The sequence below is a fragment of the Patulibacter sp. SYSU D01012 genome (assembly GCF_017916475.1).
GTDB lineage: Bacteria > Actinomycetota > Thermoleophilia > Solirubrobacterales > Solirubrobacteraceae > Patulibacter.
Genome location: NZ_JAFMTB010000001.1, coordinates 1,411,133 through 1,422,828 on the forward strand (window position 1 = coordinate 1,411,133; position 11,696 = coordinate 1,422,828).

Annotated in this window: 9 protein-coding genes; all 9 read left to right on the forward strand. The window is 73.7% G+C overall.

What is annotated here, in order from left to right:
- Positions 1 to 117: 117 nt before the first annotated feature.
- Complete coding sequence (locus tag J3P29_RS06420) at positions 118 to 2,685, forward strand: ATP-dependent Clp protease ATP-binding subunit (RefSeq protein WP_210492200.1); 2,568 nt, start codon at positions 118 to 120, stop codon at positions 2,683 to 2,685.
- Positions 2,686 to 2,856: 171 nt separating this feature from the next.
- The gene (gene radA / locus J3P29_RS06425) at positions 2,857 to 4,302 is read left to right on the forward strand and encodes a DNA repair protein RadA (protein WP_210492201.1); all 1,446 of its coding nucleotides are present in this window, start codon (positions 2,857 to 2,859) and stop codon (positions 4,300 to 4,302) included.
- 202 nt (positions 4,303 to 4,504) lie between these two features.
- On the forward strand, positions 4,505 to 5,617 hold the full coding sequence (gene disA, locus J3P29_RS06430; RefSeq protein WP_210492202.1) for a DNA integrity scanning diadenylate cyclase DisA: 1,113 nt from the start codon (positions 4,505 to 4,507) through the stop codon (positions 5,615 to 5,617).
- 73 nt (positions 5,618 to 5,690) lie between these two features.
- Entirely contained in the window at positions 5,691 to 6,323 is a 633-nt protein-coding gene (locus tag J3P29_RS06435) for a CarD family transcriptional regulator (protein ID WP_210492203.1), read from the forward strand.
- A 39-nt stretch (positions 6,324 to 6,362) separates the two neighbouring features.
- On the forward strand, positions 6,363 to 7,109 hold the full coding sequence (gene ispD / locus J3P29_RS06440) for a 2-C-methyl-D-erythritol 4-phosphate cytidylyltransferase (protein WP_210492204.1): 747 nt from the start codon (positions 6,363 to 6,365) through the stop codon (positions 7,107 to 7,109).
- A complete protein-coding gene (locus tag J3P29_RS06445) occupies positions 7,103 to 8,026 on the forward strand; it encodes a histidinol-phosphatase (protein ID WP_210492205.1) in 924 nt (307 codons plus the stop codon). The genes ispD and J3P29_RS06445 overlap by 7 nt, the downstream gene beginning before the upstream one ends.
- Complete coding sequence (gene ispF, locus J3P29_RS06450) at positions 8,023 to 8,520, forward strand: 2-C-methyl-D-erythritol 2,4-cyclodiphosphate synthase (protein WP_210492206.1); 498 nt, start codon at positions 8,023 to 8,025, stop codon at positions 8,518 to 8,520. Before J3P29_RS06445 ends, ispF begins: the two co-directional genes overlap by 4 nt.
- 98 nt (positions 8,521 to 8,618) lie before the next feature.
- The gene (locus J3P29_RS06455) at positions 8,619 to 10,076 is read left to right on the forward strand and encodes a hypothetical protein (RefSeq protein WP_210492207.1); all 1,458 of its coding nucleotides are present in this window, start codon (positions 8,619 to 8,621) and stop codon (positions 10,074 to 10,076) included.
- Entirely contained in the window at positions 10,073 to 11,695 is a 1,623-nt protein-coding gene (locus J3P29_RS06460) for a glycosyltransferase family 39 protein (RefSeq protein WP_210492208.1), read from the forward strand. The genes J3P29_RS06455 and J3P29_RS06460 overlap by 4 nt, the downstream gene beginning before the upstream one ends.
- Position 11,696 lies beyond the last annotated feature (1 nt).

Sequence of the window (11,696 nt, forward strand, 5' to 3'; positions counted from 1 at the left end):
CGCACGGGACGCATCCGCCGGACGTTCAGGCGTCGTATCGGGGGTGAGGACCGGAGACCCGTCAGAGGCGACGACCGCCGCTGGTAGGATTTCTCTTCAGCCACGGAAGGACCCAGGATGTTCGAGCGATTCACAGAACGAGCCAGGCAGGTCGTCGTTCTCGCCCAGGAAGAGGCGCGGACGCTCAAGCACAACTACATCGGGACCGAGCACATCCTGCTCGGCCTCCTGCGCGAGGAGGAGGGGCTGGCGGCACGCGTGCTCGAGTCCCTCGACATCACCGTCGAGCGCGTGCGGGCGCAGGTCGTCCGCATCGTCGGGTCGGGCGAGGAGGTCACCTCCGGTCAGATCCCGTTCACCCCGCGCGCGAAGAAGGTCCTCGAGCTGGCGCTGCGCGAAGCGCTGAGCCTTGGGCACAACTACATCGGCACGGAGCACATCCTGCTCGGCCTGGTCCGCGAGAACGAGGGCGTCGCCGCCCGGATCCTCCTGGACTTCGACGCCGACAGCGAGAAGATCCGCAACGAGGTCATCCGGATGCTCTCCGGCCCGGGCGGTCGTCGGCAGACGGCCGGCTCGTCCGTGGGCGGCACCGGGGCGTCGACGGAGGGGTCGCCGCAGAAGCGCTCCTCCAAGGTCCTCGACCAGTTCGGTCGCGACCTGACGAAGCTCGCCGCCGACGGCAAGCTGGACCCGGTCGTCGGTCGCGAGACCGAGATCGAGCGGATCATGCAGATCCTCTCCCGCCGCACGAAGAACAACCCCGTGCTGATCGGCGAGCCCGGCGTCGGCAAGACCGCCGTCGTCGAGGGCCTCGCGCAGGCCATCTCCTCGGGCGAGGTGCCCGAGCTGCTGCGCGACAAGCAGATCTACACGCTGGACCTCGCCGCCCTCGTCGCCGGGTCGAAGTACCGCGGCGAGTTCGAGGAGCGCCTGAAGAAGGTGATGAAGGAGATCGCCAACAAGGGCGACGTCATCCTCTTCATCGACGAGATCCACAACCTCGTCGGCGCGGGCGCGGCCGAGGGCGCGATCGACGCGGCCTCGATCCTGAAGCCGGCGCTCGCCCGTGGCGAGCTGCAGACGATCGGCGCGACGACGATCGACGAGTACCGCAAGTACCTCGAGCGCGACTCCGCGCTGGAGCGCCGCTTCCAGCAGGTGCGCGTCGAGCAGCCGGCGCCCGAGGAGGCCGTCCAGATCCTCAAGGGCCTGCGCGACCGCTACGAGCAGCACCACAAGGTCGAGATCACCGACGAGGCCCTCCAGGCCGCCGTCGAGCTCGCCGACCGCTACATCTCCGACCGCCAGCTCCCCGACAAGGCGATCGACCTCATCGACGAGGCGGCCTCGCGCAAGCGGATCCGCTCGATGGCGTCGCCGCCGGTCTTCCAGGAGGTCGAGGAGCAGATCGCCGAGGCGCGCCGCAAGAAGGACGCCGCGATCGAGGCGCAGGAGTACGAGGCGGCCGCCGCGCTGCGCGACGAGGAGCGCAAGCTCGTCCAGAAGAAGCGCGAGCTCGTCGAGCAGTGGGAGCAGGGCGAGGGCGACCAGCCGCGCCTGTCGATCGGCGAGGAGGAGATCGCCGACATCGTCTCCATGTGGACCGGCATCCCCGTGTTCAAGCTGACGGAGGCGGAGACCCGCCGCCTGATGCGCATGGAGGAGGAGCTCCACGAGCGCGTCATCGGCCAGGACCAGGCCGTCAAGGTCGTCTCGAAGGCCATCCGCCGCTCGCGCGCCGGCCTGAAGGACCCGAAGCGGCCGACCGGCTCGTTCATCTTCCTGGGCCCGACGGGCGTGGGCAAGACGGAGCTGGCGAAGTCGCTCGCCACGTTCCTCTTCGGCGACGCCGACGCGATGGTCCGCGTCGACATGTCGGAGTACATGGAGAAGCACGCCGTGTCGCGCCTGGTGGGCTCGCCCCCCGGCTACGTCGGCTACGACGAGGGCGGGCAGCTGACCGAGGCCGTGCGCCGCAAGCCGTACTCCGTGCTGCTGCTGGACGAGATCGAGAAGGCCCACCCGGACGTCTTCAACCTGCTGCTCCAGATCCTGGAGGACGGCCGGCTGACCGACTCCCAGGGCCGCACGGTCGACTTCCGGCACGCCATCGTGATCATGACGTCGAACATCGGCGCCTCCGAGATCGCGAAGTCGACGCCCCTGGGCTTCCAGGTCGGCGACGAGGACGAGTCGCTCACGTACGAGGACATGAAGCAGCGCGTCACCGGCGAGCTGAAGAAGGCCTTCAAGCCCGAGTTCCTCAACCGCATCGACGAGGTCATCGTCTTCCACAAGCTCAACAAGGAGCAGATCACCCAGATCGTGGAGCTGATGATCGACCGCGTGCGGGCCTCGCTCCGCGACCGCGAGCTGACGCTCGAGCTCTCGGACGGCGTGCGGGACCTGCTGGTCGAGAAGGGCTGGGACCCGGCGATGGGTGCCCGCCCGCTGCGCCGGGCGATCCAGCGCTACATCGAGGATCCGCTCGCGGACTTCGTGCTCGCGAACCAGGTGCCGCCCAACGCGCAGGTGCGCGTCGACCTGGCGCCGGAGGACGACGACGAGAACGACGTCCGCCTGACCGTCGTGGAGTCCCCGGTGCCGGTGCCCGCCGCCGTGGGCGGCGAGGACGCCACCGACGAGCAGCCGCAGGAGCAGCCGCCGGCCGAGAGCGCGTAGCGCTCGGTCGACACCGATTCCGCCGCGAGGGGCGGGGCCGACGGCCCCGCCCCTCGCGCGTCCGGGGTGTGGTCGCCGGGCGCCATGCGCCCCTCGGCGCCGTCACGACGCCGATCCGGCACGAACGGACGCACCCGTGCCGCCGGTGGCGGGCCTACCGTTGTTCGGTCCATGGCCCGCTCCGCCACGATCCACGTCTGCACCGCCTGCGGCCACGAGACGCCGCGCTGGCTGGGCCAGTGCCCGGGCTGCGGCGCCTGGGGGACGATCACCGAGGAGCGCGCGACGAAGCCCTCGGGCGGGCGTGGCGGCAAGCCCGCGGCCGGGAGCGGCGCCCGCGCCGGGGGGGTGCCGGCCGGCCGGCCGACGCGCCTGCGCGACGTCTCGGCGCCGCGGGTGCCGCGCCTGCGCACCGGGCTCGGCGAGGTGGATCGCGTCCTGGGCGGCGGCCTGGTCCCCGGCTCGCTCGTCCTGCTCGGCGGCTCGCCCGGCATCGGCAAGTCGACGCTGCTGAACACCGTCCTGGGGCACCTCCAGGGCGCCGGCACGCGCACCCTCTACGTCTCCGGCGAGGAGTCGGCGGCGCAGGTGCGCCTGCGGGCGGAGCGCCTGGCGGCGCCGCCGGCCGAGGACGGCGGCGCGGACGGCCCGCCCGTGGGCCTCGCGGCCGCGCTCGACGTCCCGATCCTGGCCGAGACGGACCTCGCCACGGTCATCGCGACGATCGAGGAGGAGCGCCCCGAGGTCTGCGTCATCGACTCCGTGCAGACGATGCACGACCCCGACCTGACCGGTGCGCCGGGCTCCGTGGGGCAGGTGCGCGAGGTCGCCGGCCGGCTCATGGAGGTCGCCAAGCGGCTCGACGTCGCCACCGTCCTGGTCGGCCACGTCACGAAGGAGGGCGCCCTGGCGGGTCCCCGCGTCCTCGAGCACCTCGTGGACTGCGTCCTGCAGTTCGAGGGCGAGCGCGAGCGCACGTACCGCACGCTGCGCGCGAGCAAGAACCGCTTCGGCTCGACGAACGAGGCGGGCGTCTTCGAGATGCGCGGCGTCGGGCTCGTCGAGGTCCTCGACCCGTCCGCGCGCTTCGTCGGCGAGGCGACCCGCGCCGCCGGCTCCGTGGTGCTCTGCGCGATGGAGGGCACCCGTCCCCTGCTCGTCGAGGTGCAGGCGCTCGTCTCGCCCAGCGAGCTCGTCCCGCCCCGACGCGTGTGCAACGGCATCGACCGCAACCGCCTGGCGCTCGTCCTGGCCGTCCTGGGCCGCCACGCCGGGCTCTCCACGAGCACCCACGACGTCTTCGTCAACGTCGTCGGCGGGGTGCGCGCGGACGAGCCGGGCGCGGACCTGGCCGTCGCGCTCGCGGTCGCCTCGGCGGCCCGCGGGATCGTGCCGGGCGGCGACGGGACGGGGGAGGGGGCGGAGCCGCCGCTGCCCGTCGCCTGCTTCGGCGAGGTCGGCCTGACGGGCGAGCTGCGCGGGGTCGCCCACGCCGACCGCCGGCTGGCGGAGGCGCGGAAGTTCGGCCTCGGCGCGGTCGTCAGCCCCGAGCGCTGCCCGACGTTGCGCGACGCGCTGCGCACCGCGCTGCCGCGGGCGCGCAAGGGCGCGGCCTGACGCGCGTCCCCGCGGCCGGCCGATCCGGGGTAGGGTCGGCCCGACGCCGGGCACGACCCCCCCCCGAGCGCACGGATCGGCCGTCTGGGACGGCTCGGGCGGCTCGCGACGATCGCGAGTCCTCGCCCGATCAAAGCCGAACATATCCAACCGCGAAAATTCGTGGTGGGAGGACTGCTACCTCCTTGATACATTTGTAGCGATGGTTCAGCGCTCCGGCGAAGAGTTCCCTGAACTCGAAGGTCGTCAGGAACCTCGTCTGGTGAAGGCGCTCGAGATGATTGCGCCGGGAACCGCTCTCCGGGAGGGGATCGACTCGATCCTCAACGCGCACACCGGCGGCCTCCTCGCGATCGGGGAGCCGGAGGAGATCTCCCACCTCTGCTCCGGCGGCATCCGCCTGGACATCGACTACACGCCGGCGCTGCTCTACCAGCTGGCGAAGATGGACGGCGCGATCACGCTGAACGCCAACGCGACGAAGATCGCGATGGCGAACGTGCAGCTCGTCCCCGACCCGACGATCCTCACGCAGGAGACGGGCACCCGCCACCGCACCGCGGAGCGGGTGAGCAAGCAGACGTCCGCGCTCGTCATCGCGATCTCGCAGCGCCGCGAGGTCGTGTCGCTCTACGTGGACGGCATGCGGTACCAGCTCGACCAGATCCCGGTCGTCCTGGCGAAGGCGAACCAGGCCCTCGCGACGCTCGACAAGTACCGGGCGCGCCTGGACCAGGTCTCGACGCGCCTGTCGGCCCTCGAGTTCGAGGGCGGCGCCTCGCTGCACGACGTGCTGACGGTGCTGCAGCGCGCCGAGCTCGTCTCGCGCATGGCGGTCGAGATCGAGCGCTACATCGTCGAGCTCGGCACGGACGGCCGCCTCATCGAGATGCAGCTCGAGGAGACGACCGTGGGCACCGCCGGCGAGAAGGCCGCGCTCGTGCGCGACTACTCGACGGATCCGAGCGAGGAGGCCGTCGCGGCCGCGCTCGACCAGCTGCCCCGCCTGCCGCACCAGGACCTTCTCGATTTCGGTCGACTCGCCGAGCTGCTCGGCTTCAACCGGAAGCTCAACACGCTGGACTACCCGGTCAGCCCTCGCGGGCACCGGGTGCTCGGGCGCATCCCGCGCCTGCCCAAGCTCGTCGTCCAGCAGATCATCGACCGGTTCGGTGGCCTGGACGAGCTGCTCGTCGGAACGGACGCCGAACTCGAATCGGTGCCCGGCGTCGGCGAGATCCGGGCGAAGGACATCCGCGAGGGCCTTCGCCGCCTGCAGGAGATCAACCTCGTCGACCGGTACCTGCAGACGTGACGCACCCAGCGCGTCACGCCGGCCGGACCGGTCGTTTCCCCCGCGCGCGTCGCGGGCCATCCCAGGAGGGACTATGACTGACACCATCGACGACGACCTGTTCGAGATCCCTGCCCCCACGGCAGGCGAGTGCGACTTCCAGGTCGGCGACCACGTCGTCTACCCGCACCACGGAGCGGGAGTCGTCAAGTCCCGGGCGCCGCGCAAGGTGCAGGGTGAGGAGCGCGAGTACCTCAAGATCCGCATCCTCCACAGCGACATGACCGTGCACGTGCCGTGCGATCAGGCGTCGTCGGTGGGCCTCCGGCGGATCATCGACGAGGAGACGATGCGCAAGGTCCTGGGCGTGCTCGAGGGTCCGTGCACGGACATGCCGAAGAACTGGAACCGGCGCTTCAAGTACAACCGCGAGAAGATCAAGACGGGCAACATCTACGAGCTCGCCGAGGTCGTCCGCAACCTCGCCACGCGCGAGAACGAGAAGGGCCTCTCGACGGGCGAGAAGCAGATGTTCACCCGGACGAAGAAGGTCCTCGCGTCCGAGCTGATGTACGCCCTCGAGAAGACCGAGGACGAGGCCGAGGAGTACCTCGACGGCATCCTCGCGCCGCCGGCCGACGGCGCCCCGCAGGCGATCGCCCCCGCCGACGCGGACGACGAGGTCGACGCCGACGAGGCCGAGGCGGAGCTCGCGCTCCAGGACTGAGCGCCTGCCGGTGCTCGTCCCCTCCGCCGGCACGCCGCGATGGCCGTAGCGGTCGTCGTGGCCGCCGGCCGCGGCGAGCGCCTGGGGCACGCCCGCCCCAAGGCGCTCGTGCCGCTGCTGGACCGCCCGCTGCTGGCGTGGTCCCTCGAGGCGCTCCTGGCCGTTCGGCCGCTGGGGCGCCTCGTCGTCGTGCTGCCCGCCGGCGAGGAGCTGCCCGCCGACCCGGCGGCGTGGGGGCTGACCCCCGGCGCGTGGGACGGCCCCGACGGGCGCCCGCGCGTGACCGCCGTCCCCGGCGGGGCGGAGCGCTCGCACTCCGTGCGGGCGGGCCTGGCGGCGTGCGGCGACGGGCCGCCGGGCGAGCCGGTGCTCGTCCACGACGGCGCCCGGCCGCTCGTCACCCCGCAGATCGTCCGCGACTGCCTGCTGCCGATCGCGCAGGGGGCCGACGCGGCGATCGCCGCCGCGCCCGTGGTCGACACGGTCAAGCAGGCCGACGGTGACGCCGGCGGCCTGCCGCGCGTGGTCCGCACCGTCGACCGCTCGCGCCTCTGGGCCGTGCAGACGCCGCAGGTCTTCCGGCGCGCCGCGCTCGAGGCCGCGCTCGCGCAGCCCGACGACGTGCTGGCCGCGGCGACGGACGACGCGTCGCTGGTGGAGGCCGCCGGCGGCGACGTGCGGCTCGTACCGTGTCCACGCACGAACCTGAAGGTCACGGTCCCCGAGGACCTGCACCTCGCCGGGCTGCTCCTGGCCGACCTGCGACAGAATCCGGGCCCGTGCTGACCGACCTCCACGTCCACCTGCGGCCCGACGCCCACCCGTCGGAGCCGGAGCAGTACTTCACGGCCGCGAACGCCGAGCGCTACCGCGAGGCGGCCGGGCGGCGCGGCGTGACGGAGCTGGGCGTGTCGGAGCACATCCACCGCTTCTCCGCCGCCCTCGACGTGTGGCAGCACCCGTTCTGGCGCTGGTCCGCCACGGACGACCTGGACGCGTACTGCACGTTCGTGCGGGAGCAGACCGACCTGAAGCTCGGGATCGAGGCGGACTTCGTCGCCGGCCGCGAGGACCGCATGGCGACCCTGCTCGAGGCGCGCGACTGGGACTACGTCGTCGGCTCGGTGCACTTCCTCGCCGACCGCGGCGTCGACGCCGAGTACTCCGAGTCCGGCAGCAACTGGGACGTCTGGCGCGGCGCGGGCAGCGCCGACGAGGTCTGGAAGCGCTACTTCGAGACGCTCGCGGAGTGCGCCCGGTCCGGCCTGTACGACGTGCTGGCCCACCCCGACCTGGTCAAGGTGTGGGGCCCGGCGCGCCCGACGCCCGAGCGCGATCCCCGCTTCTTCTACGAGCCGGCGATCGAGGCCATCGCCGAGACCGGCATCGTCGTCGAGCTCTCGACCGCCGGCCTGCGCAAGCCGGTCGGCGAGCTCTATCCCGCCCGGGCGTTCCTCGAGATGGTCGCCGACGCCGGCAACCCCGTCGCGCTGTCGAGCGACGCGCACACCCCCGAGCAGCTCGGCTGGGGCTACGCGGAGGCGCTCGAGCTGCTCGACGCCGTCGGGATCACCCAGCTGACGACGTTCGAGCGGCGCACGGCGCGGGCGATCCCGATCGAGGACGCCGACCGCGAGGCCGCGCACCGCCACGGCGACACGCCGCCGCCCCCGGTCGACCCGGCGACGGGGCGCCCGGCATGAGCCCGCTCCCGGACGTCCGGACCGGCCTGGGGTGGGACAGCCACCGCCTGGCGGAGGGGCGCGACCTGATCCTCGGCGGGGTGCGCATCGACAGCCCCGTCGGCCTGGACGGGCACAGCGACGCCGACGTGCTGGCCCACGCGGTCATCGACGCGCTGCTCGGCGCCGCCGGGCTCGGCGACATCGGCGAGCACTTCCCCGACACGGACGAGCGCTGGCGCGGCGCGGACTCGATCGCGCTGCTGCGCCACGTCGCCGGGCTGCTCGGCGGCGACGGGTGGACGATCGGCAACGTCGACGCGACCGTGGTCCTCGAGCGGCCGAAGCTCGGCCCGCACAAGGCCGAGATGGAGACGCGGCTGGCCGCGGCGATCGGGATCGACGCGGCGCGCGTGAACGTCAAGGCCACGACGGCGGAGCGCCTCGACGCCGTGGGCCGGGGCGAGGGCGCCGTCGCCCAGGCCGTGGCCACGATCCTGCGTCCGGCGTCCTGAGCGCCGCGCCGACCGCGCCGCCCTCGGGGCCGGACGCCCCGGCCGGCGGCCCCGGGACGGGACCGCCCGCGCAGCCCCGCGGCTACGATGTCGCCCGCATGGGCGCCCGCATCCGTACGCCCGTGATCACCGTCGCCGGGGCGATCCTGCTCCTGGCGCTGCTCTCCCTGATCGCGCCGTCGACGGCGACCTACGACCCGTGGGCGTGGATCGTGTGGGGCCGCGAGGTGGTTCACGGCGACCTCAACACCGTCGACGGTCCCTCGTGGAAGCCGCTGCCCGTGGTCGTCACGGCGCTGGCGGCCCCGCTGGGGTCCGTCGCGCCCGACGTCTGGATCGTGGTCGCCCGCGCCGGCGCGCTCGCGGCGGGGGTCTCCGCCTTCCTCGTCGGCCGCCGCGTGGCGGGCCCGGTCGCCGGCGTGCTGGCCGCGGTGCCGCTCCTGCTCGCCCCCTGGTTCTTCTGGCACGGGTGGCTGGCCAACTCCGAGGGGCTCCTCGTCGCGATCGTGCTGGGCGCGATCGCGGCCGAGCTGGACGGCCGACGGCGGCTGGCGCTCGCCCTCGGCATCGCGGCCGGGCTGCTGCGGCCCGAGGCCTGGCCGTTCGTCGGGCTGTACGCCGCCTGGCTGTTCTGGCGGGCGACGCCGCGCGGCCGCGTCGGCATCGTCGCCGCCATGGCCGTCCTGCCGCTGGCGTGGCTGCTGCCCGAGAAGTGGGGGTCGGGCGACTACTGGCGCGCCGCGACCCGCGCGCAGAACCCCGACCCCGGCGCCGTGTCGCTGACCGCCCGGCCGTGGCTCACGCTGCTGCGCAACTTCACCGAGATGATCCCGCTGAGCGCCTGGGTCGTCCTCGTCGCGACGGCGCTGCTGGCGGTCGCCGTGGCCGTCCGCGCCCGTCGGGGGGCCGGCGCCCCGCCCCGGGCCGCGTCGCTCTCCGCCGACGCCCGCACCGCCCGGCCGGACCCGCTCGTGGCGACCGCGGTCATCGCGGCGTTCGGGCTGGCCTGGTTCCTGCTCGTGCTCGTCATGACCGAGCGCGGGTTCTCCGGGAACGAGCGGTACCTCATCCAGCCCGTCGCGCTGATCGTCGTCGCGATCGCCTGCGCCGCCGGTCTCGTGCTCCGCGAGCTGCCGCGCCCGGTGACCGCCGTCGCGCTCGGCGCCTTCGCGGTGCTGGTCGTCGTCACGGCGGTCAGCGAGCTGCCCAAGCAGGTGCGCCGCGTGACGTACGAGGCGCACCTGGTCGACGAGCTGCCGGACGCGATCGCCGCGGCGGGCGGCGCGGCGCGGCTGCGCGCGTGCGCGCCCGTGCGGACCCTCAACCTGATGGTCCCGCAGGTGGCGTGGCAGCTGCGGACGCACGCCAGCGACGTCTCGGCCGTGGTGAAGGGCACGCCGCAGCCGCGCGAGGCCGTCCTGTTCCGCCTGCGGCTGACCCAGGGCGACTCGCTGCGGCCGTCGCTCGCGGCGATCGCTCCCCGTCGGCGCGTCCTCGCCCGCACCCCCCACTGGCAGATCGAGGCGACCTGCCGCCCCACGACCGGAGCGCGATGAGCACGTCCACCGCCCCGACGCGCGCGACCGGCCGCGTCCTCGCCCTCGTCCGCTGGCTGCTCGGCCGCGGCGCGCCCGTGACGGTGGCGCTGCTCCTGCTGTGGTCGATCTTCCTCCGCACGCGCAACCTCGACGCCCCGTTCTGGATCGACGAGGGCATCAGCGTCGGCGTCGCGAACTTCCCCTTCGCCGACATCCCGGCGGCGCTCCGGCTGGACGGCAACCCGCCGATCTACTACCTGCTGCTCAACCTGTGGCTCGGGGCGTTCGGGGACAGCGTGGAGGCGGCGCACGCGCTGTCCGTCCTCTTCGCGATCGCGACCGTGCCCGTGACGTACCTGCTGGCCCGGCGGCCGCTCGGCCGCGTGCCGGCGCTGGGGGCCACCGCGATCGCGGCGACCCTGCCGTACCTGACGTACTTCGGGCAGGAGACCCGGATGTACGCGCTCGTGGCGTTGCTGTCGCTGGTGGTCGCGGGCCTGCACCTGCACGTCTTCGCCCCGGGCGCCCGGGCGTCCCGGATCGGCCTGGCGGTCGCGCTGGTCGTCGCGCTCTACACGCACACCTGGAGCGTCTTCCTCGTCGGCGGGAGCGTCGTCGCCGTCGGCGCGCGGGCGCTGCTGCAGCCGGGGCGCCAGGCCCGCTGGCGGGTCGTGCGGATCGGCTTCCTCATCCACCTGGCCGCGGCCGTGGCGTGGGCGCCGTGGCTGCCGACCCTCGCGCGGCAGGCGCGCGAGACGGGGGCGCCGTGGTCGCTGCGCCCGACGCTCCAGATGCTGATGGAGGCGTTCGGCTCCGTCGTGCAGCCGACGGTCCCGGCGGTCGTGTTCGTCGCCGCGCTGGTCTTCGGCGGCACGGTCCTCGGGGCCGCCCGCCGCGGGCGCACGACGATCGCCAACGTCCCGCCGCCCGCCGAGGCGCAGACGCTGCGCGACCACGCGATCGTGCTCGCGGCCCTGCTCGCCGCGACGCTGCTCTTCGCGTACGTCGGCTCCCTCGTGAGCCCGGCGTGGGCCAACCGCTACATGGCGGTGATCGTGGGCCCGACGATCCTGCTGCCGGGCGTCCTGCTGACCCGCTCGGGTCGCACGCCGGCCGTCGTCCTGCTCCTGCTGTGCGTGGCGTGGGGCACCGCGACGCAGGGCGCGCGCCTGCGGGACAAGGCGACCCCGCAGGCGATGATCGAGTCCGCGGCCCACGACCTGCGGCCCGGGGACCTGGTGATCTCGGTGCACCCCGAGCAGCTGCCGGTGATCGCGTTCGGCCTGGACAAGGCCGGCGCCCCGTCCGGCGTCCGCTTCGCGACGTCGCTGGGGCGGCAGCGCGACGTGCGGATCTTCGACTGGCGGCACGGGCTGGACCGGCTGCAGGCGGCGGAGCCGTGGATCGTCGCGGACCGGCTGATCCGGGCGCAGCGCCCCGGATCGACCATCCTGCTCGCGCTTCCCGTACTCTCCAGGGGCAACTGGCAGGGACCCTGGACCCGTCTGGTCGCCGACCGAACCCGCGCCTGGCGCGCCCTCCTGCAGGCCGACCCGCGCCTGCGCCTGGTGGGCCGCCGGCCGGCGATCGGTCCGGGCCAGGGCGTCTTTGGCGTACTCTTCACCGTTCGTCCGTGAC

What these genes read in the sequence shown, in the direction of transcription:
- disA (WP_210492202.1), top strand. Translation starts at nt 4,505, where the DNA reads ATGGTTCAGCGCTCCGGCGAAGAGTTCCCTGAACTCGAAGGTCGTCAG.
- J3P29_RS06455 (WP_210492207.1), top strand. Translation starts at nt 8,619, where the DNA reads ATGGGCGCCCGCATCCGTACGCCCGTGATCACCGTCGCCGGGGCGATC.
- ispF (WP_210492206.1), top strand. Translation starts at nt 8,023, where the DNA reads ATGAGCCCGCTCCCGGACGTCCGGACCGGCCTGGGGTGGGACAGCCAC.
- J3P29_RS06420 (WP_210492200.1), top strand. Translation starts at nt 118, where the DNA reads ATGTTCGAGCGATTCACAGAACGAGCCAGGCAGGTCGTCGTTCTCGCC.
- ispD (WP_210492204.1), top strand. Translation starts at nt 6,363, where the DNA reads ATGGCCGTAGCGGTCGTCGTGGCCGCCGGCCGCGGCGAGCGCCTGGGG.
- radA (WP_210492201.1), top strand. Translation starts at nt 2,857, where the DNA reads ATGGCCCGCTCCGCCACGATCCACGTCTGCACCGCCTGCGGCCACGAG.
- J3P29_RS06435 (WP_210492203.1), top strand. Translation starts at nt 5,691, where the DNA reads ATGACTGACACCATCGACGACGACCTGTTCGAGATCCCTGCCCCCACG.
- J3P29_RS06460 (WP_210492208.1), top strand. Translation starts at nt 10,073, where the DNA reads ATGAGCACGTCCACCGCCCCGACGCGCGCGACCGGCCGCGTCCTCGCC.